Annotated in this window: 24 protein-coding genes; 10 read left to right on the top strand and 14 right to left on the bottom strand. The window is 65.9% G+C overall.

From position 1 onward, the window contains the following. The 6 genes from bamB to ndk form a co-directional block, all read right to left on the bottom strand. On the bottom strand, positions 1–1,209 hold the full coding sequence (bamB, locus tag C1933_RS08410; RefSeq protein WP_108752880.1) for an outer membrane protein assembly factor BamB: 1,209 nt from the start codon (positions 1,207–1,209) through the stop codon (positions 1–3). Further along, positions 1,209–1,847, bottom strand: coding sequence for a tetratricopeptide repeat protein (locus C1933_RS08405; protein ID WP_108752879.1), 639 nt, complete (start codon positions 1,845–1,847; stop codon positions 1,209–1,211). The genes bamB and C1933_RS08405 overlap by 1 nt, the downstream gene beginning before the upstream one ends. Before the next feature lie 64 nt (positions 1,848–1,911). Beyond that, positions 1,912–2,778 (bottom strand): RodZ domain-containing protein, encoded by an 867-nt coding sequence (locus C1933_RS08400; protein ID WP_108752878.1) that lies wholly within the window; start codon positions 2,776–2,778, stop codon positions 1,912–1,914. A gap of 19 nt (positions 2,779–2,797) precedes the next feature. Then, positions 2,798–3,586, bottom strand: a complete 789-nt coding sequence (gene pilW / locus C1933_RS08395) for a type IV pilus biogenesis/stability protein PilW (RefSeq protein ID WP_108752877.1) — start codon at positions 3,584–3,586, stop codon at positions 2,798–2,800. Next, positions 3,573–4,778, bottom strand: a complete 1,206-nt coding sequence (rlmN, locus tag C1933_RS08390; protein WP_107232307.1) for a 23S rRNA (adenine(2503)-C(2))-methyltransferase RlmN — start codon at positions 4,776–4,778, stop codon at positions 3,573–3,575. The genes pilW and rlmN overlap by 14 nt, the downstream gene beginning before the upstream one ends. Positions 4,779–4,788: 10 nt before the next feature. After that, positions 4,789–5,214 (bottom strand): nucleoside-diphosphate kinase, encoded by a 426-nt coding sequence (ndk, locus tag C1933_RS08385; protein WP_108749396.1) that lies wholly within the window; start codon positions 5,212–5,214, stop codon positions 4,789–4,791. Positions 5,215–5,638: 424 nt separating this feature from the next. Here ndk and C1933_RS08380 point away from each other — a divergent pair, with 424 nt between their 5' ends. From C1933_RS08380 to C1933_RS08370, 3 genes are all read left to right on the top strand, one after another. Continuing rightward, a complete protein-coding gene (locus C1933_RS08380; RefSeq protein WP_108752876.1) occupies positions 5,639–6,304 on the top strand; it encodes a TetR family transcriptional regulator in 666 nt (221 codons plus the stop codon). 26 nt (positions 6,305–6,330) lie between these two features. Then, on the top strand, positions 6,331–8,703 hold the full coding sequence (locus tag C1933_RS08375; protein WP_108752875.1) for a 3-hydroxyacyl-CoA dehydrogenase/enoyl-CoA hydratase family protein: 2,373 nt from the start codon (positions 6,331–6,333) through the stop codon (positions 8,701–8,703). 172 nt (positions 8,704–8,875) lie between these two features. Further along, positions 8,876–10,084 carry an acetyl-CoA C-acyltransferase gene (locus C1933_RS08370; protein ID WP_108752874.1) on the top strand — a complete coding sequence of 403 codons (1,209 nt, stop codon included), beginning with the start codon at positions 8,876–8,878 and terminating at the stop codon, positions 10,082–10,084. Positions 10,085–10,410: 326 nt separating this feature from the next. Here the strand turns inward: C1933_RS08370 and galU are convergent, their stop codons facing one another. From galU to cmk, 8 genes are all read right to left on the bottom strand, one after another. Next, entirely contained in the window at positions 10,411–11,289 is an 879-nt protein-coding gene (galU, locus tag C1933_RS08365) for a UTP--glucose-1-phosphate uridylyltransferase GalU (RefSeq protein ID WP_108752873.1), read from the bottom strand. Further along, positions 11,289–13,199: a nucleoside-diphosphate sugar epimerase/dehydratase gene (locus tag C1933_RS08360; protein WP_164271348.1), complete on the bottom strand. Its 1,911-nt coding sequence runs from the start codon at positions 13,197–13,199 to the stop codon at positions 11,289–11,291. Before C1933_RS08360 ends, galU begins: the two co-directional genes overlap by 1 nt. 15 nt (positions 13,200–13,214) lie before the next feature. Then, the gene (locus C1933_RS08355) at positions 13,215–14,192 is read right to left on the bottom strand and encodes a glycosyltransferase family 4 protein (protein WP_108752872.1); all 978 of its coding nucleotides are present in this window, start codon (positions 14,190–14,192) and stop codon (positions 13,215–13,217) included. 3 nt (positions 14,193–14,195) lie between these two features. Continuing rightward, positions 14,196–15,374, bottom strand: a complete 1,179-nt coding sequence (gene lapB, locus C1933_RS08350) for a lipopolysaccharide assembly protein LapB (RefSeq protein ID WP_108752871.1) — start codon at positions 15,372–15,374, stop codon at positions 14,196–14,198. A 6-nt stretch (positions 15,375–15,380) separates the two neighbouring features. Continuing rightward, positions 15,381–15,665 (bottom strand): lipopolysaccharide assembly protein LapA domain-containing protein, encoded by a 285-nt coding sequence (locus C1933_RS08345; RefSeq protein ID WP_108752870.1) that lies wholly within the window; start codon positions 15,663–15,665, stop codon positions 15,381–15,383. A 77-nt stretch (positions 15,666–15,742) separates the two neighbouring features. Beyond that, a complete protein-coding gene (locus C1933_RS08340) occupies positions 15,743–16,048 on the bottom strand; it encodes an integration host factor subunit beta (protein ID WP_005409286.1) in 306 nt (101 codons plus the stop codon). An 89-nt stretch (positions 16,049–16,137) separates the two neighbouring features. Further along, a complete protein-coding gene (gene rpsA, locus C1933_RS08335) occupies positions 16,138–17,823 on the bottom strand; it encodes a 30S ribosomal protein S1 (protein ID WP_057498113.1) in 1,686 nt (561 codons plus the stop codon). A 198-nt stretch (positions 17,824–18,021) separates the two neighbouring features. Next, the gene (gene cmk / locus C1933_RS08330) at positions 18,022–18,699 is read right to left on the bottom strand and encodes a (d)CMP kinase (protein ID WP_108749388.1); all 678 of its coding nucleotides are present in this window, start codon (positions 18,697–18,699) and stop codon (positions 18,022–18,024) included. A gap of 197 nt (positions 18,700–18,896) precedes the next feature. On the opposite strand from cmk, the gene ykgO reads away from it, so the two are divergent. The 7 genes from ykgO (at position 18,897) to C1933_RS08295 (ending at position 24,319) form a co-directional block, all read left to right on the top strand. Then, the gene (gene ykgO / locus C1933_RS08325; RefSeq protein WP_005409283.1) at positions 18,897–19,022 is read left to right on the top strand and encodes a type B 50S ribosomal protein L36; all 126 of its coding nucleotides are present in this window, start codon (positions 18,897–18,899) and stop codon (positions 19,020–19,022) included. A gap of 143 nt (positions 19,023–19,165) precedes the next feature. Beyond that, a complete protein-coding gene (locus tag C1933_RS08320) occupies positions 19,166–19,495 on the top strand; it encodes a hypothetical protein (protein WP_108749387.1) in 330 nt (109 codons plus the stop codon). A 39-nt stretch (positions 19,496–19,534) separates the two neighbouring features. Further along, entirely contained in the window at positions 19,535–20,572 is a 1,038-nt protein-coding gene (locus C1933_RS08315) for an agmatine deiminase family protein (RefSeq protein WP_108752869.1), read from the top strand. 195 nt (positions 20,573–20,767) lie between these two features. After that, complete coding sequence (locus tag C1933_RS08310; RefSeq protein ID WP_046983810.1) at positions 20,768–21,655, top strand: carbon-nitrogen hydrolase; 888 nt, start codon at positions 20,768–20,770, stop codon at positions 21,653–21,655. Positions 21,656–21,669: 14 nt separating this feature from the next. Next, a complete protein-coding gene (locus C1933_RS08305) occupies positions 21,670–22,200 on the top strand; it encodes a GNAT family N-acetyltransferase (protein WP_108752868.1) in 531 nt (176 codons plus the stop codon). Further along, complete coding sequence (locus tag C1933_RS08300; protein WP_108752867.1) at positions 22,193–23,425, top strand: TraB/GumN family protein; 1,233 nt, start codon at positions 22,193–22,195, stop codon at positions 23,423–23,425. Before C1933_RS08305 ends, C1933_RS08300 begins: the two co-directional genes overlap by 8 nt. Positions 23,426–23,473: 48 nt before the next feature. Then, the gene (locus C1933_RS08295; RefSeq protein ID WP_108752866.1) at positions 23,474–24,319 is read left to right on the top strand and encodes a phytanoyl-CoA dioxygenase family protein; all 846 of its coding nucleotides are present in this window, start codon (positions 23,474–23,476) and stop codon (positions 24,317–24,319) included. Positions 24,320–24,331: the final 12 nt, after the last annotated feature.

Here is a 24,331-nt window from a genome sequence, read left to right as displayed (position 1 = left end):
TTAATTTGCCAACCGGAAGGCGGTCAGCTTGCCATCAACGTTCTGCACCAGCAGCAATCCGTCGGCCACGATTGGCTGGGCCAGCAGGGCGTCACCGCCGCTCTTGGCCCGCGCCGCCAGTGCGCCATCGGACGTCTGCAGCCAGTGCAGGTATCCCTTGTAGTCACCCACCACCACGTAATCGCCCTGCAGGGCCGGGCCGGTGAGCGAGCGACGGGCCAGTGCGGTCTGCGACCACATGGCAGCGCCACTGGTCTTGTCCAGGCCGAACACCCCGCCCTTGTTGTCGGTTACGAACACATTGCCCGAAGACACCGCCACACCACCGGCACCGCCGTGGTCACGCGCCCACAGCGGGCGACCGGTCGGGCCTTCGATGGCCATGGTCTGGTTCTTGAAGCTGCTGACGAACAGCGTGTTGCCTTCCAGCACCGGGGCGCCATCGACGTCGGCCATGCGCTCCAGCTCGGTACGGCCTTCGCCGCTGGCCAGGCTCTGGTCCCACAGGGTGCGGCCGTCCTGCATGGCCAGCGCGGACACGGCGCCGTCATCCTTGCCGATGAACAGCACGCCCGGGCCGGTGACCACCGGCGCGTTGCCGCGCACGGTCAGGGCGGGCAGTTCGCTGGGGTTGAACCACTTCTGGGTGCCGTTGCCAGCATCGAAGGCGGTCACCCGGCCGTCGTTGCTGCGCACGAACACCAGGCCGTTGGCCACGGCCGGGGCGGCAATGACTTCGTTGGGCACGCGGGCGCGCCACTTTTCGCTGCCATCGTTGATGTCCAGGGCAATGACCTGGCCGTCCAGCGTGCCGATCACCACCAGGTTTTCACCCACGCCGGGGCCGCCGGACAGGCGCAGCTTCGGCTTCTTCTTTTCCTTGGTCGGTTCCCAGGTCCAGACCTTCTTGCCGGTCTGCAGGTCGATGGCGTGCACGCCGCCGGTAATGGCCGCGGCGAACACGTGGCCATTGGCCACCACCGGGCCCTGGCGCACGCCAATGCGCTGCTCGCCCTTGCCCAGGTTCACCGACCAGGCCTTGTTGACCTTCACGGTCGGCTCGAACTTCACCAGCTCGGCCGGTTCCTGCGCCTTCTTGGCGGCGGCATCCTTACCGGCGAACCAGCCCTTCATGGTGCTGCAGCCGGACAGCGCCATACCGAGCAGCAGCACGGAAGCGACGCGCGTGATCATGACCTTCTGACTCATCAAACCGACTCCGCAGGGGCGGCGACGGTGCCGCCAGCGTCCATAACCTTGGTTTCCAGCAGGCGCCGCTGCGGCGCTGCCACGTCCAGCGTTCTCAGCGCCTTCTCATACTGTTCGCGCGCGGCATCGCGCTTGCCCTGGGCCAGCAGCGCATCGCCGTGGATTTCCAGGCTGCTGCTGTCGGTGGCACTGCCCAGCAGCTTGATCGCCTCATCGCTCTTGCCGGTAGCCACCAGCAGGCGCGCCACGCGCTGGTCGACCACGCGCTGCAGGTCGCCTTCAACCTTGACCGCGCGCAGGGTGGCCAGCGCTTCTTCGTTCTTGCCCGCGTCTACCTGGGCCTTGGCCAGCTGCAGGGCGGCCAGATCGCCGTAGATGCTGGACGGGCCAGCCTCCAGCGCCTTCACCGCCTTGGCGGCGTCGTCCAGCTTGTTCTGTTCCAGGCCGACCAGGGCTTTCTGGTATTCGACATTGGCCGTGGCCAGCTTGCCGCCCTGTTGCTGCTGCCACCACTGCCAGCCGGCAATGGCACCGATGGCGATGACTACGCCACCGATGATGCTGGCGCCATTGCTCCGCAGCCAGCTGCGGACGCGTTCACTTTGTTCGTGCTCGTCGAGCAGATCGTCGATCGCCATGCGTACTCTCGCCCCGCCCATCGGGAGGGACCATTGGGATTATCGAAGGTGGTGAAACCGCGTCTCAGTGTGAAACCGGGACAACGGAGCCTTCAGAGGATACCTGAAAGCGGGCCACGTTGGCTCGCTGGTAGGGGCTCAGATCGACGATAGCGCCGTTCTGCTGAACCTGCACCGCCGAGGCATTGCCCAGGGTGACGCGGGTTACCTGGCCGGGGGTGAAGCTGCGGCGCTCGCCGGCCTTGATCAGGGCCTTCTCGACCGTGCCGCCATCGGGGCCGGCAATATCCACCCAGCTGTCGCCACTGAACTGCATGTCCAGGTTGGCGGCGGCCGGCGCAGCGGCCGGGGCCGGGCGCGGCACCGGGGTGAGCGAGGCCACGTACGGCGCGGCCGGCTTGGCAGCCGGGGCGGCCACCGGCGCGCTGGCCACGGCGGCATCGCTGCCTGCCATCGGCGGGGTGACCGGCACGGCGGCCGGGATGGCATCCAGCGAGGCGGTGCTGGGCGCCGACGGGGTGCCATCGAAGTGGCCGCGGGTGGCGAACCACACCGGCACCGCCAGCACGGCGGTAATGCCGACGTACAGCGCACGGCGGCCGAGGTTTTCGGCAATGCGGCGCGCACGCGGGGTATGGGTATGGCTGACCAGGGTGGGCGGTACCACCGGCCCCACCTGGGCCTGTTCCAGCAGCTGGCTGATATCCACGTTCAGCAGGCGCGCATAGCTGCGCAGCTGGCCGCGCACGAACACCGGCGCACCCAGCTTCTGCCATTGCTCTTCTTCCAGGGACTTCACCACCTGGACGGGCATGCGCAGGCGCGTGCCAACGTCTTCAAGGGTCAGCCCGGCCGCCTCGCGGGCCTGGCGCAGGCGGGTGCCGCAGCCGGCCGCAGTATCGAGAGCGCTCACAGTCTGGTCATCAATCACAATGCATCAACCCTGGAGTTTAGGAGCCCGCATCCTGCGGAAATTCCTGTCGAATGCGCTGCAGATAACGATCAGATGCCGCCTGATCGCCCAGTCGCGCTTCGATGTCAGACGCAAGTTGTAACACGGAACGCGTGGCCGGTGCAGCCGCAATCCTACGTTCGGCGAAGGCCCGCGCGGCCATGTACTGGCCCTGGCGGAAGCTGAGCTGGGCCATCGCTTCCAGCGCCACCGGGTTCTGCGGGGCGTGCTGCAGCGAGGTCCGCAGGTCGCGTTCGGCACGCTCGACCTGGCCGGCATCGAGCGCACAGCCCCCGGCGTTGGCCAGTGCCGCGGCGGGGGTGGCATAGCCCGGCGCCTGCAGGGCGCGGTCGAACCAGACCAGCGATTCGGCGGCCTGGCCGTGCTGGCACAGCCAGGCGGCGTAGTTGTTCAGCACATCGCCGCGCTGCGGGGCCAGTTCGGCGGCGCGGCGGAAGCCTTCACCGGCCTGCTGCTGGCGGCCACGGCGGTCGTCCACCCCGGCCTGCAGCATCAGCGCATCCACGCCATTGGGCTGGATCTTCAGCGCCTGCCGGGTCTTGCGCTCGGCTTCGTCCAGGTTGCCGACCTGCAGGTCACGGGCAGCCAACGCCAGCATGTCGTCGTACTTGAACTGCTGGCGCACGTTGGGGTCGTCGCGCACGGTGTGCACCGGGGCCACGCCGCCGGGGCCGATGGGAATTTCAGAAGTGGTGGTACAGCCGCTGGCAGCCACTGCCAGCATGCCTGCGAACAGGGCCGGCAACCGGCGGTCAGGCCGCTGCATCACTCCCCTTCCCTGCCTGCAGCGTCTTGTTGAACTCTGCCTGGCGGCGCGTGCGGTCCATCACCTGGCCCTTCAACTGGCCACAGGCCGCGTCGATGTCGTCGCCACGGGTGCGGCGGACCATGGTCAGCACGTTGCTGTCCAGCAGGATCTTCTGGAAGGCGCGGATATGCGCTTCTTCGGACCGCTCGTAGCGGGTGCCCGGGAACGGGTTGAACGGGATCAGGTTGACTTTGCCCGAGTCCCGGGCCTGCACCGCGTTGTCGAACTGGTGCATCAGGCGGGCCAGCTCGCGCGCATGCTCGGGCTTGTCGTTGATGCCCTTCATCAGGGTGTACTCGAAGGTGACCGACTCGCGGCGCTTGTTGGCGCGCAGGTAGCGGGCACACGAGGCCATCAGCTCGGCAATCGGGTACTTCTTGTTCAGCGGCACCAGCGTTTCGCGCAGCGCGTCATTCGGCGCATGCAGGGAAACGGCCAGCGACACGTCGCTTTCGGCGGACAGGCGATCGATCTGCGGGACCAGCCCGGAGGTCGAAAGCGTCACGCGCTTGTTGGCCAGGCCGTAGCCCAGGTCGTCGCGCATCACGCTCATGGCGCGCACGACGTTGTCGAAATTCATCAACGGCTCGCCCATGCCCATCATCACCACGTTGGTGAGGCGGCGCATCTGGTGCGGCACATTGCCCAGGTGGCGCGCGGCCACCCACACCTGGCCGATGATCTCGGCGGTGGTCAGGTTGCGGTTGAAGCCCTGGGTCGCGGTGGAGCAGAACGTGCAGTTCAGGCCGCAACCGACCTGCGAGGACACGCACAGCGTGCCGCGGGTCTTGTCGGGGATGTACACGGTCTCGATGGCGTTCTTGCCATCCACGCCCATCGCCAGCAGCCACTTGTGGGTGCCGTCGGCGGAGGGCTTGTCGAACACGATGTTGGGAACAACGACCTCGGCATGGGCCTGCAGCTTGGCGCGCAGGACCTTGCCGAGATCGGTCATTTCATCGAAATCGGTGACGTAGCGATGGTGGATCCACTTCATCACCTGATGGGCACGGAATTTCTTTTCGCCGAGTTTTTCGACGAAAAACTGTTCCAGGCCCGCGCGATCGAGGTCGAGCAGGTTCTGCTTGCCAGCCGTGGGTGCCGACTTGGGCAGCGGCTGGATGGCGGGGGACTGTACGACCTCGTTCACGGCATCACTCTCAGCGCGAAACGACTTCGGTGGCGGCGAAGAAGTAGGCCACTTCAATGGCGGCGTTCTCGACCGAGTCCGAGCCGTGGGCGGCGTTGGCATCGATGGAATCGGCGAAGTCGGCGCGGATGGTGCCCGGCGCAGCGTCCTTCGGGTTGGTGGCGCCCAGCAGGTCGCGGTGGGCCAGGACGGCGTTCTCGCCTTCCAGGGCCTGGATCATCACCGGGCCGGAGATCATGAACTCGACCAGCGCGTTGAAGAACGGACGCTCGCGGTGCACGGCGTAGAAGCCTTCGGCTTCACGGCGCGACAGCTGCTTGTACTTGGCGGCCACGACCTTCAGGCCGGCCTTCTCGAAGCGGGCGTAGATTTCGCCGATGACGTTCTTGGCAACGGCGTCCGGCTTGATGATCGAAAGGGTGCGCTCCAGCGCCATGGGATGTCTCCAATGGAATCGGGCCGCTGATGGCCCGAAGGGTAACATGAAAAAAACCCGCGTCGGGACGCGGGCTTAGCCTGATAAACGTGCGCGGATTGTAAAAGATCCCGCGTAGTAGTGCCAGCCCATGGCTGGCAGCCGCGCGGCCGCCCGGGGTCAGACCCCCGCAGGGGCTCTGACCCCCTTCCCCAGCCCGGCCAGGGGTCACACCCCAGGGGTCAGATCCCCGCAGGGGCTCTGACCCCACCACGACCCGCCCGGCCATGGGGTCGGAGCCCCTACGGGGATCCGACCCCATTCCCCGCCTCCCCGCGGGTGAACGCCCTCTAACTCGCCCGGCAGATTTGCTGCACTGCAAAATGCCATACGCCCCCGTCTGGTCCTAGTATCAAACAATCGTTTGATTAAGGTCCGCCGCCCCATGGCCAAACCCGCCCACTTCTCGACCAAGGACCGGATCCTCGGTGCTGCCGAGGAGCTGTTCGCCCAGCACGGGTTCGCCGGCACGTCCCTGCGCCAGGTCACCAGCCAGGCCGATGTGAACATCGCGGCGGTGAACTACCACTTCGGCTCCAAGGAAAACCTGGTCAACGAGGTATTCCGCCGCCGCATGGACGAAATGACCGCCGCGCGCCTGGCCCAGCTGGAGCGCGCCCGCAGCGAACACCCCGGCCAGCTGCGCCCGGTGCTGGCCGCCTTCGTGGAACCGGCGCTGGCCATGGCCCAGGACCGCCAGAGCGGCGGCGCCTTCGTGCGCGTGATCGCCCGCGCCTACGCCGAAAAGAACGACAACCTGCGCAAGTTCCTGTCCGACCACTACGGCCACGTGCTGCGCGCGTTCGGCAAGGCCATTGCCGAATGCGTGCCCGGCCTGAGCAAGGAAGAGCTGTACTGGCGGCTGGATTTCCTGGCCGGCTCGCTCACCTACGCCATGGCCGACTTCGGGCTGATCAAGCGACCCGCCGGTGTCACCGAAGCGGCGCATCGTGCCCATGCCGCCCACGAACTGATCCATTTCGCCGAAGCCGGGTTCCGCGCCGCCGCACGCGACAGCGCCCTGCCCGCTTCCATTGATTCCACCCAGTAACTGCTGACCAACAAAGGCCCTACACCATGTCCAATTCCCTGCTAGTCCGCCGCGCCGCCGTGCTGGGTGCCGGCGTCATGGGTGCCCAGATCGCCGCCCACCTGACCAACGCCGGCGTCGATACCGTGCTGTTCGACCTGCCTGCCAAGGAAGGTCCGGCCGATGGCATCGTGCTGAAGGCAATCGCCAACCTGGGCAAGCTGAGCCCGGCGCCGCTGGCCAGCAAGTCGCTGGCTGAAGCCATTACCCCGGGCAACTACGAAACCAGCCTGGAACAGCTGAAGGACTGCGACCTGATCATCGAGGCCATTGCCGAGCGCATGGACTGGAAGCAGGACCTGTACAAGAAGATCGCCCCGTTCGTGGCCGACCACGCGGTGCTGGCCTCCAATACCTCGGGCCTGGGCATCAACAAGCTGGCCGACGTGCTGCCCGAGCAGCTGCGCCACCGCTTCTGCGGCGTGCACTTCTTCAACCCGCCGCGCTACATGCACCTGGCCGAACTGATTCCGGCCACCACCACCGACAAGGCGGTGCTGGAAGGCCTGGAAGCCTTCCTGGTCACCACCCTGGGCAAGGGCGTGGTGTACGCCAAGGACACCCCGAACTTCATCGGCAACCGCATCGGCGTGTTCTCGATCCTGTCCACCATCCACCACACCCAGCAGTTCGGCCTGGGCTTCGATGAAGTGGACGGCCTGACCGGCCCGCTGGTGGGTCGCCCGAAGTCGGCCACCTACCGCACCTCCGACGTGGTCGGCCTGGACACCATGGCCCACGTCATCAAGACCATGGGCGACACCCTGCCGAATGACCCATGGCATGAATTCTTCAAGTCGCCGAAGTGGCTGGACGCGCTGATTGCCAAGGGCGCGCTGGGCCAGAAGACCGGCGCCGGCATCTTCCGCAAGGTCGGCAAGGACATCGTGGTGCTGGACCTGGAAAAGCAGGACTACCGCGCCGCCGATCGCACTGCTGCCCCGGAAGTGGTCGAGATCCTGAAGATCAAAAACCCGGCCGAAAAGTTCGCCAAGCTGCGCGAGAGCCAGCACCCGCAGGCGCAGTTCCTGTGGGCGACCTTCCGCGACCTGTTCCACTACAGCGCCTACCACCTGGCCGATATCGCCGAAACCGCGCGCGACGTCGACCTGGCCATCCGCTGGGGCTACGGCTGGTCGCTGGGCCCGTTCGAAACCTGGCAGGCCGCTGGCTGGAAGCAGGTGGCGCAGTGGATTGCCGATGACATCGTGGCCGGCAAGAGCATGAGCAGCGCCCCGCTGCCGGATTGGGTGTTCGATGGCCGCGACGGCGTGCACGCCGCCGAGGGCAGCTACAGCCCGTCGCGCAACGCCAAGCTGCCGCGCTCGTCGCTGCCGGTGTACCAGCGCCAGCGCTTCCCCGATCCGCTGCTGGGCGAGCAGTTCGCGCCGGGCGAGACCGTGTTCGAGAACGACGGCCTGCGCATGTGGCACGACGGTGATGGCATTGCCGTGGTCAGCTTCAAGACCAAGATGAACACCGTTTCCGACCAGGTGCTCGATGGCCTGCAGGAATGCGTCAGCCGCGCCGAGAAGGATTTCCAGGGCCTGGTGATCTGGCAGCAGAAGGAGCCCTTCTCCGCAGGTGCCGATCTGGCCGGTGCCCTGGGCCTGCTGCAGGCTGGCAAGGTCGACCAGTTCGAAGAAATGGTCGCCAACTTCCAGCGCACCAGCCAGCGCATCAAGTACTCGCTGGTGCCGGTGGTGGCGGCCGTGCGCGGCCTGGCCCTGGGTGGCGGCTGCGAGTTCCAGATGCACAGCGCCAAGACCGTGGCCTTCCTGGAAAGCTACATCGGCCTGGTCGAGGCCGGCGTGGGCCTGCTGCCGGCCGGTGGCGGCCTGAAGGAACTGGCCGTGCGCGCCTCGCAGGCGGCCGGTCCGGGCGGTGATGTCTTCGCCGAACTGAAGAAGACCTTCGAGACCGTGGCGATGGCCAAGGTGTCCAACTCGGCGGTCAACGCCCAGGAACTGGGCCTGCTGCGCAGCACGGACAAGGTCGTGTTCAACAGCTACGAGGCGCTGTACATCGCCAAGGCCGAAGCGCGTGCACTGGCCGAAGCCGGTTACCGTCCGCCGCTGCCGGCACGCCGCATCCAGGTGGCCGGTGACGTGGGCATCGCCACCTTCAAGATGATGCTGGTCAACATGCTGGAAGGCCGTTTCATCAGCCCGTACGACTACGAGATCGCCGAGCGCATCGCCACCGTGCTCTGCGGCGGCAAGGTCGACCGCGGCACCCTGGTGGACGAAGAGTGGCTGCTGACCCTGGAACGCAAGCATTTCGTTGAACTGGCCCAGCAGGAAAAGACCCAGGCCCGCATCGCGCACATGCTGAAGACCGGCAAGCCGCTGCGTAACTGATTACCTGCTTCTGGTAGGTGCCCACCTTGGTGGGCACACCTCCGCCTCTGGTAGGTGCCCACCTTGGTGGGCACACCTCCGCCTCTGGTAGGTGCCCACCTTGGTGGGCACACCCTGATGTGGCAGTCGAGCATGGCTCGACTCTACAAATCCTATTCAAGAGATCACTGCAATGACCAAGCAAATCCAGGACGCCTACATCGTCGCCGCCACCCGTACCCCGGTGGGCAAGGCGCCCAAGGGCATGTTCCGCAACACCCGCCCCGACGACATGCTTGCGCACGTGCTGCGCAGCGTCGTCGCCCAGGCCCCGGGCGTGGACGTGAACCGCATCGATGACGCCATCATCGGCTGCGCCATGCCCGAAGCCGAGCAAGGCATGAACGTGGCGCGCATCGGCGTGCTGCTGGCCGGCCTGCCCAATACCATCGCCGCACAGACCGTGAACCGCTTCTGCTCGTCCGGCCTGCAGGCCGTGGCGCAGGCTGCCGATGCGATCCGCCTGGGCAACGCCGACCTGATGCTGGCCGGCGGCACCGAATCGATGTCGATGGTGCCGATGATGGGCAACAAGATCGCGATGGCACCGAGCGTGTTCGACAACGACCACGTGGCCATTGCCTACGGCATGGGCATCACCGCCGAGAAGGTGGCCGAGGAGTGGAAGGTCTCGCGCGAAGAGCAGGACGCCTTCGCCCTGGCCTCGCACCAGAAGGCCATGGCCGCCATCCAGAACGGCGAGTTCAAGGATGAGATCAGCCCGTACGAAATCGTGTCGCACCTGCCGGACCTGGCCGATGGCCAGCGCATCATCACCCGCAACAAGATTGCCGACACCGACGAAGGCCCGCGCCCGGATTCTTCGGCTGAAGGCCTGGCCAAGCTGCGCCCGGTGTTCCGCAACGGCCAGTTCGGCGGCACCGTCACCGCCGGCAACTCGTCGCAGATGAGCGATGGCGCCGGCGCGGTGCTGCTGGCTTCGGAACAGGCGATCAAGGATTACGGCCTGACCCCGCTGGCCCGCTTCGTCAGCTTCTCGGTGGCCGGCGTGCGCCCGGAAGTGATGGGCATCGGCCCGATCGCCGCGATTCCGAAGGCACTGAAGCAGGCTGGCCTGACCCAGGACCAGCTGGACTGGATCGAACTGAACGAAGCCTTCGCCGCGCAGTCGCTGGCGGTGATCCGCGATTGCGGCCTGGACCCGAGCAAGGTGAACCCGCTGGGCGGCGCGATCGCCCTGGGCCACCCGCTGGGTGCGACCGGCGCGATCCGAACCGCCACCCTGCTGCACGGCCTGCGCCGTCGCCAGCAGAAGTACGGCATGGTGACCATGTGCATCGGCACCGGCATGGGCGCCGCGGGCATTTTCGAAGCGCTGTAACCCCGCTTTGTAGAGTCGAGCCACGCTCGACTGGTGCATGAAAAGCAGTCGAGCATGGCTCGACTCTACCGGGGTCAGATCCACGAAAAAAGGCAGCCAATGGCTGCCTTTTTTTGCTTTTGCCCCTGCCCTTGATTCCGCCCTTCCCGTTCGCGCGCGCAGGAAACCTGGCAGGCGGGATGGGTGGGCCGTTGCAGGACCGCTGGCGCCATGGATGGCGCCAACGAGCCCCCATGGACGGGTTTACGGCGTGTCCTGCAAAGGCCCACCCATCCCGCCCATCACGTATCAATCAAGGCGCCGCGAACGGAGCGCCTGATAAACCCTTACTCCGCCAGCATCGCTGCCAGCTTCTCGCGGGCCGGGCCGGCCAGCTTCGGGTTGTCCAGCGCGAAGCGGATCGTCGCTTCCACCAGGCCCAGGTGCGTACCGCAGTCGAAACGCGTGCCCTCGAAGCGGTAGGCATCCACCGGCTCCTGCGCCAGCAGCGCGGCAATCGCATCGGTCAGCTGGATCTCGCCACCGGCACCACTGCCGGTCTGTTCCAGCAGCTCGAAGATCTTCGGGCTCAGCACGTAGCGCCCCACCACTGCCAGATCGCTCGGCGCGTCTTCCGGCTTGGGCTTTTCCACGATCTGCGAAATGCGGCCCTTGCGGCCATCAAACGCCTCGGTGGCGACGATGCCGTAGCTGGCGGTCTTCTCGTGCGGCACGTCTTCCACCGCAATCACGCTGGCACCGCTGGCTTCGTTCAGATCGGCCATCTGCTTCAGCGCACCGGCGCCGCGGTTCCAGATCAGATCGTCGGGCAGCAGCACGGCGAAGGGCTCATCGCCGATCACCGCCTTGGCGCACAGCACTGCATGGCCCAGGCCCAGTGCCTCGGCCTGGGTGACGAAGATCGCACGCACGCCTTCGGGCAGCACGTGGCGGATCAGCTCCAGCTGTTCCTGCTTGCCGGCACGCTCCAGCTTCTGTTCCAGCTCGTAGGCCTTGTCGAAGTAATCGGCCACGGCGTGCTTGTAGCGGTTGGTGATGAACACCAGGGTGTCACAGCCCGCCTCGATCGCCTCGTCCACCGCATACTGGATGAGGGGCCGATCGATGATCGGCAGCATTTCCTTGGGAACCGTCTTGGTGGCGGGCAGGAAACGGGTGCCCAGGCCTGCCACCGGGAAAACTGCCTTGCGAATGCGCTTGCTCATTAGTGCCTGCTGGCCTCTCGTGCGGGGAATGGCACGACTTTAGCGGACGAGATGTAAGCGTCCTGTTCGATTGGCGAGAATTCGGGCATGGTCGCGAACAGGATTTCCTGGATGGCGCCAGTGTCATAGCTCACCGTTGCCTCGCGCAGCTTCGGCACGTTGCCCAGCACCAGATCACGCGAGAAGGTACGCACGCCGGCCTCCAGCACCTTCGGGTGCGAGGTCGGTCGGTAGTCTTCGTCGGAATAGAACAGCGTCTCGTGCAGCTTCTCGCCCGGGCGCAGGCCGGTGTAGATGATCGGAATATCCTTGTACGGCTGCTTGCCGGCCAGGCGGATCATCTGTTCAGCCAGCACGCGGATCGGCACCGGCTCGCCCATGTCCAGGGTGTAGATGGCACCGTGCGATGCCGACGCGGCCGCCTGCAGGATCAGCTGGCAGGCCTCGGGAATGGTCATGAAGTAACGGGTCACTTCCGGATCGGTCACCGTGACCGGGCCGCCGCGCAGGATCTGTTCGCGGAACAGCGGCACCACGCTGCCGGCCGAGGCCAGCACATTGCCGAAGCGCACGGTCACGAAACGGGTGTGCGTGGACTTCTGGTCCAGGCTCTGGCAGATCATTTCCGCATAGCGCTTGCTGGCACCCAGCGCATTGACCGGGTCGACCGCCTTGTCGGTGGAAATGAACACGAAATGCTCCACGCGCGCTTCCAGGCAGGCGCGTGCCACGTTTTCAGTCGCCAGGATGTTGTTGCGCACGGCTTCGCGCAGCTGCCGTTCCAGCACCGGCACGTGCTTGTAGGCGGCGGCATGGAAGGCGGTATCGACCGGGTGCAGCGACAGCGCATGGCGCATCACCGCCGGGTCGCCACAGTCGCCCAGCACGGCCTCCACTTCGATATCGGGGAAGCTGCGGCGCAGCTCGCCTTCGATGGTCAGCAGCAGCAGCTCGCTGATTTCCACCAGAACGATGCGGCCGGCGCCATGGCGCGCGCACTGGCGGCACAGTTCCGAACCGATGGAACCACCGGCGCCGGTGACCATGACGGTACGCCCGCCCAGCCAACCGCGGATCAGGTTCCAGTCCGGCATGATCGGCTTGCGACCCAGCAGGTCCTCGATCGCCACTTCCTTCAACTGGCCCGGCAGCGACTGGCCCTGCAGGATGTCGCTCAGCTTGGGCACGGTGCGGAACGGCACGCCGGTGCTTTCGCAGATGGCGACCACGCGCTGCATGCCCACCGCATCGAGCGAGGGAATGGCGATGACCAGCAGCTTGGCCGCGCTTTCGCGCACCACCGCCGGGGCATCGTCCAGGGTGCCCAGGATCGGCAGGCCCTGCAGCTTGGCGCCACGCAGGTGCGGGGCGTCATCGAGCAGGCCCACCGGTTCGAAGTTGCCCGAACGGCGCAGGTCGCGCACCAGCGTTTCAGCGGCCTGGCCGGCGCCCAGGATCAGCACCCGGCGCGCGGTCGAATCGGACTGCAGCGACTGGTAGTCCTTCCATGCGCGGTACAGCAGGCGCGGCGCACCCAGCAGGGCCGACAGTGCGAAGGGATAGATGACCAGCACCGACATGGGCACGCCGTTGAAGCGCTTCCAGGCCAGCACCAGCACGATGGCGACCAGGCCGATGAAGCTGGCCTTGAAGATGTTCAGCAGGTCGCTGACGCTGGCGAAACGCCACAGGCCGCGGTACAGGCCCACGCGCCAGAACACGATGCCCTGCAGGGCCAGCACCAGGGTGGTGTCGACATTCCACAGCGGCAGCGCCGGGGCGTCGGCCAGGATCGAGTAGCGACCGGCATGCAGCAACTGCCAGCAGGCCCAGACCATGAACAGGTCGTGGCAGACGATGGCCGTGCGCGGCAAAAGACCGAGGATTCTGTCCCGCCAAGGTGAAGACATATTTCGCTTAATTCCTTATCGATTGCGCAATCCATTGCGCAGGAGGAGCCAGAGCAGAGTCAGCGCGGCAAACCACGCGACCGCTACGACAGCCTCCCACCTCGGCTGCAAGCTGGAGCAAACATTGAACACTGTAATACTGAACAGGCCCAAAACAAAGTACATCCCTGTGACCTGTGCGTGGCTGGCTCCTGCCTGCACTGCACGCTGGTAGACATGCTGGGTGTGGGGTTCCATCCAGCGTTGCCCGGAGAGCATGCGCGCCAACAGTGTGAAGCCTGCGTCCACAAGGAAAGGTGAAATCGGCACCAGCAGCAGCATCCACTGGATGTTGGTCTTCAGGCTGGCGATGGCCAATACGACTGACACCGCATAGCCCAGGGCGCCGCTGCCGACATCGCCCATGAAGATCTTCGCCTTGGGGAAATTGAACGGCAGGAAACCCAGGCAGGCCAGGCCCAGGGCAATGGCGGCCAATGAATAGGGCCATGGCAGCACCGGCGCCAGCCCCAGCGCGGCGATCACCGCCTGGCTGCTGGCGATGCCGTTGATGCCGTCCATGAAGTTCCAGATGTTGATGAGCGAGGTGGTGAAGAACAGCACCAGCGCGGCCAGCAACCAGCTGCCGCCATGCAGCTTCACCAGCCCGGCCAACAGCGCGGCGGCGACCACGTGCACGCACAGACGGCGCACCGCCGGCAGCGGGCGATGGTCATCCCACCAGCCGATGCCGGCCACCAGCACCAGGCCCAGGCTGGCGACCAGCACACTGCCTGCGGCGTCGGGCCAGGCCCACATCGCGGCACCTGCGGCCACCAACAGACTGATGACGATGGCGATGCCGCCACCGCGCGGGGTGGCCACGCTATGGCTGCGGCGTTCGCCCGGCTGGTCCAGCAGTTGCCGGCGCAGGGCGTAGCCCCGCGCGGCCCACGTCAATCCGGCGCTGAGCAGGGCCAGGCCCAGCAGCGCACCCATCACCAGCCACGGCATGGCTCAGAGCACCGCGTAGTTCAGCAGCGGCTTCACGGTGCCCCACTCCTTGCAGCTCGGGCACTGCCAGTGGTGGGTACGCGCACCGAAGCCGCAGCGCGTGCAGCGGTAGGCCGGGTTGCGCACCAGCAACTGATCGGTGATGTGCTTCAGATCGTGCAGGGTGGCGGTGGAATCGGCGCCCTCGGCCAGGGTCAGATCGATCAGCGCCGATTCGCCACGCACCGACGGGCGGTCCTTCAACTGGCGGCCCAGGTAGGCACGCGCCGGGGCCACGCCTTCCTGCTCTTCCATCAGGCGGGTGAGCGCCAGCACCGGGGCGATGCCACGGTAGTGCTCTGTCATTTCCGACAGGAACGCGCGGGCACCGCCGAGGTCACCCACCTTGCGGTAGTTCTCCATCAGCGCCGGCAGCAGCTCGGGCAGGTATTCGGGGTCGTTGCGGGCGGCGCGTTCGAACGCACGCACGGCGGCTTCGGCATTGCCGGCATCCGTTTCCAGACGGCCTTCAATGATGCCGGCGCGCACCGACATGGCATCGGCCTGGTAGGCGCGGGCGATGGCCGCCCTCGCCTCGTCCAGCTTGCCGGCACCACGGAAGCGCTCGGCCAGCTCGCACTCGAACTGACCGATCAGCTTGCCCATCGGCTCGCCGGTCACGTCTTCGAAGCGGGTGGCGTTGTCGATCGCCTTTTCCCAATCGCGCTCGGCCTGGTAGATGCCGATCAGGTGCTTGAGCGCCTGCGGTGCGCGCTGGTCCAGCTGCGCCAGTTCGGTGAACACGGTTTCGGCACGGTCCAGCAGGCCGGACTTCATGTAGTCCTCGCCCAGTGCCAGCAGCGCCTGCACGCGCTGCGCGTCGCTCAGGTCGTTGCGGTTCACCAGGCCCTGGTGCAGGCGGATGGCACGGTCCACTTCGCCGCGGCGGCGGAACAGATGGCCCAGCGCGACCTGGGTCTCGAAGGTTTCCTTGTCCAGTTCGGCGATATGCAGGAACAGTTCGATGGCCTTGTCCGGCTGCTCGTTCAGCAGGTAGTTCAGGCCACGGAAATAGGTACTGGACAGGCGGCTGACCTGATTGTCACCGTGGCGTTGACCGCCACGCCGGCCGATTACCCAGCCTGCAACAGCAGCCAGCGGCACGAACAGGAAAAACCAGAACCACTCGGTGACGAAATCCATCTTCGATCAGCGTCCATCAAAAGATTGGGGGGAAGTAACCGGGGCCGACGTTGCGGCCACCGACTTGTTGGCGCGGCGCAGCTGGCTGTAGAGCGGAACGACCACGCTTACCAGCACCAGCCCGGCACCGACAACCACGCCGACCAGCAGTGCGGCGATCAACGCCACGCCAACCGACGTATGCAACTGGGTGAACAACAGGTTGATCGACATGTCGGTCATGTTGACCGCGCCGATGATCAGGCCAAGGATCAGGACTGCCAGCAGCACCAGCAGACGGAAAACCTTCATGCGACAGCTCCAATGGCAGGAGCCTGTAGCTTATCCGACTGGCGGGAAAAATCGCACGTCGTCGCGCGACAGGACCTTCAGGCCGGATCGGCGTCCAGCGGCAGCACGCTGCTGACCCGCTCGCGCAGTTCCTTGCCCGGCTTGAAATGGGGAACGTGCTTGCCCGGCAGGGCCACCGATTCGCCGGTCTTCGGGTTGCGACCCAGGCGCGGCGGCCGGTAGTGCAGCGAGAAGCTGCCAAAGCCACGTATTTCGATGCGATCCCCGGCAGAGAGGGAACCGCCCATCATTTCCAGCAACGACTTCACCGCCAGATCGACATCATCGGCCTTCAGGTGCGCCTGGCGGCGCGCAAGGATTTCGATCAGTTCGGATTTGGTCATCGCCGGCTCACATCAGGGGTCACTCAGCCTGAAACGGCCCGGGCAATGCCCGGGCCGTCCAGGAAACAACGAACAGCTACAGGCCGATATTACTCGGACTTGTTGCCGTTCAGCTGTGCACGCAGCAGCGCGCCCAGCTGGGTGGTGCCGCTGGAAGCCGAAGAGGACTGGTATTCCTCCAGCACTTCGCGCATTTCAGCGTCGTCCTTGGCCTTGATCGACAGCTGCAGGGTGCGGCCCTTGCGGTCCATGCCCACGAACTTGGCTTCGACCTTGTCGCCGACCTTCAGGTGCTGGGTGGCGTCGTCAACGCGCTCGTTGGCGATGTCGCGTGCCGAGACGTAACCTTCGATGCCGTCAGCCAGCTCGATGATCGCGCCCTTGGCGTCGACTTCCTTCACCACGCCTTCGACCTTGGAGCCCTTCGGATTGGCAGCCATGTACTGGCCGAACGGATCCTGCTCCAGCTGCTTCACGCCCAGGGAGATGCGCTCGCGTTCCGGATCGACGGCCAGGACAACGGCGTCCAGGGTGTCGCCCTTCTTGAAGTTGCGAACGACGTCTTCGCCGGTGGTGTTCCAGCTGATGTCGGACAGGTGGACCAGGCCGTCGATGCCGCCGTCCAGGCCGATGAAGATGCCGAAGTCGGTGATCGACTTGATCTGGCCCGACACCTTGTCACCCTTCTTGTGGGTGGCAGCGAAGGTTTCCCACGGATTGGCGGCAACCTGCTTCATGCCCAGCGAGATACGACGACGCTCTTCATCGACGTCCAGCACCATCACTTCGACTTCGTCACCAACCTGCACAACCTTGGACGGGTTGACGTTCTTGTTGGTCCAATCCATCTCGGAGACGTGCACCAGGCCTTCGACGCCCGGCTCGATCTCAACGAACGCGCCGTAATCGGTGACGTTGGAGACCTTGCCGAAGACGCGGCTGTTGGCCGGGTAACGACGGGCGATGTTATCCCACGGATCTTCGCCCAGCTGCTTCAGGCCCAGCGAAACGCGGTTGCGCTCGCGGTCGAACTTCAGCACGCGCACGTCCAGCTCGTCGCCGACGTTGACGACTTCGGACGGATGGCGCACGCGCTTCCATGCCATGTCGGTGATATGCAGCAGGCCGTCGATACCGCCCAGGTCCACGAACGCGCCGTAATCGGTCAGGTTCTTGACGACACCCTTCAGGATCGCGCCTTCCTGCAGCTTGTCCATCAGCTGCTCGCGCTCTTCCGAGTGCTCGCTTTCGACGACAGCGCGGCGCGAGACCACGACGTTGTTACGCTTGCGGTCCAGCTTGATGAGCTTGAATTCCAGCTCCTTGCCTTCCAGGTAGGCCGGATCGCGCACCGGGCGCACATCGACCAGGGAACCCGGCAGGAAGGCGCGGACATCCTTGATGTCCACGGTGAAACCACCCTTGACCTTGCCGCTGATGCGGCCGGTGATGGTTTCGTTCTTTTCCAACGCTTCTTCCAGCTCGTCCCACACCATCGCGCGCTTGGCCTTCTCGCGCGACAGGACGGTTTCGCCGAAGCCGTTCTCGATCGAGTCGAGGGCGACCTTGACGATGTCGCCTTCGGCGACGTCGATTTCGCCAGCGTCGTTACGGAACTGTTCGATCGGCACGATGCCTTCGGACTTCAGGCCAGCGTTGATCACCACGACGTCGCCGCGGACTTCAACAACGGTACCGCTGACGATGGCGCCCGGCTTCAGCTTGGCCAGGTTGGCCTGGCTGGCTTCAAACAGTTCGGCAAATGATTCGGTCATTAGATTTACTCTGTTGGACACATGGGTCGGTGGCGTCCCCTTCAGGGGAATGGCGACCGCCCGCCTGTTGGTCGACCCCGGAAACGCAGGTCGTGTGTAGTAGGAAAACCGCCACGCATCATTGCGCGACGGAGCTTGTACAGCACTGCATTGCGCGACCACCACCGGTGTTGCTGGCAGTGCTCCTGCGCGAACGGATCAGGCAGCCGGAACCGGAAGCAGATCCATCACTCTGGCAACGACATCTGCGATGCCGATGCCTGTGGTGTCGATGAGGACGGCATCGTCTGCCGGCTTCAGGGGCGCCACGGTACGCTGAGCATCACGGGCGTCGCGGGCCATGATCTCGCGCAGGAGGTCATCAAAGCTAACAGAAACCCCCTTGTCTTTCAACTGCTTATGCCGGCGCTCGGCGCGCTCCTCGGCACTGGCGGTCAGGAACACCTTGTAGGGGGCGTCGGCGAAGATGACCGTGCCCATGTCGCGGCCGTCGGCGACCAGGCCCGGCAGCTCCCTGAATGCGCGCTGGCGTTCCTTCAGCGCCGAACGCACCTCGGGAATGGCGGCAATGGCCGAGGCCAGCGCACCGGTGGTCTCCAGGCGCAGCTCGTCGGTGGCATCGGTGCCGTTCACCAGCACGCGCATGGCGTCGCCCTGTTCAACAAACTGAACGCGGGTGTCGAAGGTGCAGCGCACCAGGGCCGAGGCGTCGGAGGTGTCGATATCGGCCCAGCTGGCGGCCACGCCCACCGCCCGGTACAGCGCGCCCGAATCCAGGTAATGCCAGCCCATGCGGCGCGCCACGATGCGGCTGATGGTACCCTTGCCAGCCCCGGACGGGCCGTCGATGGTCAGGACGGGAGCGAGTGGATTCATGGGGGTCCTTGCGCGTGTGAAGGGGCCATTCTAGCCCCTGCCAGACGCCCTGCGCGGCGACTTTCGTGCAACCACTTGAAACCACGGAGAAAAGCCCGGTAGAATGGCGGGCTTGAACGAGCGTCAACTGCCGATTGTCTTTCGCATATCGCGGCCACGCTCCACCCGAACAACTACTGTTTACGCCGAGGTATGCCATGAAAGTCCTGTCCTCCCTGAAGTCGGCGAAGGCCCGTCACCGTGACTGCAAGGTCGTGCGTCGTCGTGGCAAGATCTTCGTCATCTGCAAGTCGAACCCGCGTTTCAAGGCGCGTCAGCGCTAAGCCTTCCGGCCTTCGGGCCCAGGCTGCCCCACGCGGGGCGACCCGATGCAAAAAACCGCCTTCGGGCGGTTTTTTGTTTATGCGGCTTTTTTCCGCCGTTTTTGCTGTAATCGCCTTTCTTGACCACTGGGGAGTAGTTCGAGATGAAGCGTTACCTGTCCACCCTGGCCGTACTGGCCACCCTGGCCGCCGCCACGCCGGCGCTGGCCGACACCCTGCTGATCGACCGCGCCCGTGAAAAGCCGGCCACCGCCCTGCCCGTCCGCGGCCAGAGCATGCAGCAGGTGCAGTCGCAGTTCGGCGCGCCGAGCGAGCAGTTGCAGCCGCGCGGCGGCCAGAAGCGCCAGTGGCCGACCATCCACCGCTGGGTCTACCCGCAGTTCACCGTCTACTTTGAAAAGCAGAAGGTGATCGATGTGGTGGCCAACCAGGCCGACCCGAACGAAATCGGCCCGAAACCGCCGATCCGTTGATCCCCCACCCCGCCCGTGGCGGGCCCGTGTAGCGAGACCATGAACCAGAACCTTCGTTTTCCTGCCGAATGGGAAGCCCAGAGCGGCGTCCTGATTGCCTGGCCCACCGCCGACACCGACTGGGCCGACCGCTTGGGCCAGGTGGAAGAGACCTACATCGCCTTGGTTGCGGCCATCACCCGCTTCCAGCCGGTGCTGATCTGCGTGGCCGATGACGATGTGGAGACCTATGCCGAAATGCGGCTGCGCTCCAACCGCATCGACATGGACAAGGTGCGCTTCACCACGGCGGCCTACGACGATACCTGGCTGCGCGATTCGGGCCCGATCACCCTGCGCCGCGCCGACGGCGGCTTCCAGCTGCTGGACTTCCGCTTCACCGGCTGGGGCGGCAAGTTCGACGCCACCCTGGACGACCAGCTGGTGGGCGTGCTGGACCAGGCCGGTGTGTTCAACGATGCACCGGTGCGCAGCATTCCGTTCGCGCTGGAAGGCGGCGGCATTGAAACCGATGGTGAAGGCACCCTGCTGACCACCTGGAAGTGCCTGCACGAACGCCACCCGGACCGCGACCGCGAAAGCCTGAGCGCCGACCTGGCCAACTGGCTGCAGCAGGACCGCGTGCTGTGGCTGGACCATGGTTACCTGGAAGGCGATGACACCGACGCCCACATCGATACCTTGGCCCGCTTCGCCTCGCCTGACAGCATCGTCTACCAGGCCTGCGACGACCAGAGCGATTCGCACTACGCCGAACTGCAGGCGATGGGCAACGAACTGGCCGCGCTGCGCACCAAGGACGGCAAGCCGTACCGCCTGTTCCCGCTGCCGTGGGCGCAGCCGGTGATCGACGAAGGCCGCCGCCTGGCCGCGTCGTACGCCAACTACCTGATCGTCAATGGTGCGGTGCTGATGCCGGCCTACGGCGATCCGGCCGACGACCTGGCCCGCGACGTGCTGGCCCTGGCCCACCCGGGCCGCGAGATCGTGCAGGTGCCCTGCCGCTCGCTGATCTGGCAGAACGGCAGCCTGCACTGCATCACCATGCAGTTGCCGCAGGGCCTGCTGAAGGCCTGATGCAACATCGCCGGGCCCCGCGCCCGGCACCGCCTTTGTAGAGTCGAGCCATGCTCGACTGGCTTTTGACGTAATCCGCGCGAAGAGTCAGTCGAGCATGGCTCGACTCTACAAAGGCGGCCCATTCAGCGGCCAACACGCCGCGGCGCGCCATCCGCGCTAACATGCAGGTTTTCCCCCGCAGGAACGCCCCGCATGAACTCGCGCAGCCCCCTTACCGTCGCCCTGATCCAGGAGCGCAACCACGGCGATGCCGCCGCCAATCTGGCGGTGATCGAAGCGCGTGTGGCCGAGGCGGCTGCGCAGGGCGCGAAACTGGTGCTGCTGCAGGAACTGCACAACGGCCCGTACTTCTGCCAGCACGAATCGGTGGACGAGTTCGACCTGGCCGAGCCGATTCCCGGCCCCAGCACCGAACGCCTGGGCGCGCTGGCCAAGAAGCATGGCGTGGTGCTGGTCGGCTCGCTGTTCGAGCGCCGCGCCGCCGGCCTGTACCACAACACCGCCGTGGTGTTCGAAAAGGACGGCACCCTGCTGGGCAAGTACCGCAAGATGCACATCCCCGATGACCCGGGCTTCTACGAGAAGTTCTACTTCACCCCGGGCGACATCGGCTTCAAGCCGATCGATACCTCGGTGGGCCGCCTGGGCGTGCTGGTGTGCTGGGACCAGTGGTACCCGGAAGCGGCGCGCCTGATGGCGCTGGCCGGTGCCGAACTGCTGCTCTACCCCACCGCCATCGGCTGGGACCCGGACGATGTGCAGGATGAAAAGACCCGCCAGCGCGACGCCTGGGTGCTGAGCCACCGCGGCCATGCCGTGGCCAACGGCCTGCCCGTGCTCAGCTGCAACCGCGTGGGCCATGAGGCCTCGCCGCTGGGCGCGTCGGGCATCCAGTTCTGGGGCAACAGCCACGTGCTGGGCCCGCAGGGTGAGTTCCTGGCCGAGGCCGGTACCGACGCCACCGTGCTGGTGTGCGACGTGGACCTGCAGCGCAGCGAGCACGTGCGTCGCATCTGGCCGTTCCTGCGTGACCGTCGCATCGATGCGTACGGTGATCTGCTGAAGCGCTACATCGACTGATCCGGAGACCCGGCATGGCCGTCCTCATCCGTGATGCCGGCCCGGCCGACATTGCTGCGATCACCGCGATCTACGCGGTGGAAGTGACCGATTTCGTCAACACCTACGAGTACGACATTCCGGATGCGGCCGAGATGCTGCGCCGCATGCGCGACATCATCGACCGCGGCTTCCCCTATCTGGTGGCCGAGATCGACGGCCAGGTGGCCGGCTATGCCTACGCCAACACCTACCGCACCCGCGTGGCCTACCAGTGGACCGTGGAAAATTCGGTCTATGTCGATGCAGGCTTCCAGGGCAACGGCGTGGGTACGCGCCTGCTGCAGGCGCTGATCGATGCCTGCACCGCGCGCGGCTACCGGCAGATGGTGGCGGTGATCGGCGAACCCACCAACACTGCCTCCATCAAGCTGCACGAACGCTTCGGCTTCCACCTGGTGGGCGTGTTCCAGGGCCTGGGCCGCAAGCACGGCCGCTGGCTGGACACCGTGCAGATGCAGCGCGCGCTCGGCGACGGCGCCGACACCGCCCCTTCCAATGAATGACCCCATGACTGAAACCCTTCCCGAAACCGGCGACGATCTGTTTGCCGGTCAGCCGGTGCGCGTTGTCGAGCGCGACGGCGTGCGCTACACCCTGCTGGGCACCGCCCACGTTTCCCACGCCAGCGTGGAGGCCGTGGAAAAGGCCATCGACAGCGGCCGCTTCGATGCGGTGGCGGTGGAACTGGACCCGCAGCGCCTGCAGGCACTGAGCGATCCGGACACGCTGGCCAAGCTGGACCTGGTGGAAGTGATCCGCAAGGGACGCGTGGCCCTGTTCGCCGCCAACCTGGCCTTGTCGGCCTACCAGCGCCGCCTGGCCGAACAGCTGGGCATCGAACCCGGCGCCGAGCTGAAGCGTGCAGTGGACCTGGCACGCGAGCGCAACCTGCCGGTGCACCTGATCGACCGCGAAGTGGGCCTGACCTTCCGCCGCGCCTCGCAGCGCCTGGGCTTCTTCGGCAAGCTGAAGCTGGTGGCCGGGCTCGGCGCCGGTCTGTTCTCGTCCGAAGAAGTGGGCGAGAACGAGATCGAGAAGCTGAAGCAGGGCGACATGCTGGAATCGAGCTTCGGCGAGTTCGCCAGCGAAAGCCCGGCGCTGTACGAAACCATCATCGGCGAGCGCGACCGCTACATGGCCACCCGCCTGCGCGAGGAACACACCCCGCTGCAGCGCGAGGTGCTGGCCGTGGTCGGCGCCGGCCACCTGGCCGGCCTGGCGCGCTACCTGGAAACCGACAACGACGCACCGGCAGCGCTGCGTGCCGAGCTGGAAGCGATGCCGAAGAAGCGCAACATTCCCTGGTTCACCCTGGCCATCCTGGCCATCGTGGTGACCGGCATTGGCGTGGGCTTCTACCGCGGCGGGCTGGGCGTGGGCACCGAACTGCTGGCCACCTGGGCGATGTACACCGGCGGCCTGGCGGGCCTGGGCTGCCTGCTGGCCGGCAGCCACCCGCTGAGCATCCTGACCGCGATCGTGGTGGCACCGTTCAAGCCGTTCCGCCTGAGCATTCCCACCGGCGCGTTCTCGGCGCTGGTGGAAGCGCGCCTGCGCAAGCCGGCCTACGAGGATTTCCTGAAGCTGCGCGACGACGCGCAGAGCCTGAAGGGCTGGTACCGCAACCGGGTAACCCGGGTGGTGCTGACCTTCATGCTGACCAACCTGGGCAGCATGCTGGGCCTGTGGCTGACCGCCGGCCGGGTGTGGGGCAAGGTGGCAGGCTGAAACCAGGGCCTGCACTGCAGGCCTACGCGTTGAGGAGACGATTGAGCAATGGATGCATATGAAGCGCTGATGCGCGATGGCTACGTGGTGGTTCGCCAGGCGATCGCACCGGCACTGGTGGAAGACATCAACCAGCGCATCGCGCGGTTCAAGCAGCGCAACGCGAAAGCGGTGACGCGCAACCTGGATGACCACCAGCGCCTGTACCGGATCGTCAACCTGCACCTGGTGGTGGATGCGATGACCGCGCTGCTGACCGACAACGCGGCCATCGATGTCTGCGACCGCTTCTTCGGTGAGCCCACTACCCTCTACACCAGCCTGTACTACGAGCGCGGATCGGAGCAGTCGCTGCACCGCGACACGCCCGTGTTCTGCACCTCGCCGGGCGAGCGCTACATGGGTGTGTGGACGGCGCTGGACGCGGTGGATGACAGCAATGGCCCACTGCGCGTGGTGCCGGGCAGCCACCTGCTGCCGCCCATCGACCTGCATGCACTGCGAAAGAAAGTGTTCGGTGACGGCCCGGTCAGCCCCATGGCCGGGGAAGGTTGGGCGGGCTACCAGGATGCGGTCGCGCGCCAGTGCGAGGAAGCCGGATTGCAGGCGCAGGCGGTGCATGTGCAGCCGGGCGATGTGATTGTCTGGCACCCGCAGCTGTTCCATGGCGGTGCGCCGCACCCGTCGGCCGGTACCCGCCGCAGCGTGGTGATGCACGTAACGCCCAAGTCGATGCCGGTGGGCCACATGGACGTGTTCTACGGCCAGACCGCGCTGCCTGAAAAGGCTCCGTGGCGTTACTACCGCCGTGGCCAGCGCGAGATCGCGCGGTTCGGCCATGTCGATTTCGGTCACGAGTACACGCGCCGGACCTGGTTCCTGCGCAAGGCCTGATCGGCCCCGGAA

Source organism: Stenotrophomonas sp. ZAC14D2_NAIMI4_6, from assembly GCF_003086875.1.
Classification (GTDB): Bacteria; Pseudomonadota; Gammaproteobacteria; order Xanthomonadales; family Xanthomonadaceae; genus Stenotrophomonas.
Note: the sequence above shows the minus strand (reverse complement) of the source record. Positions and strands in the feature narration are given on the sequence as shown.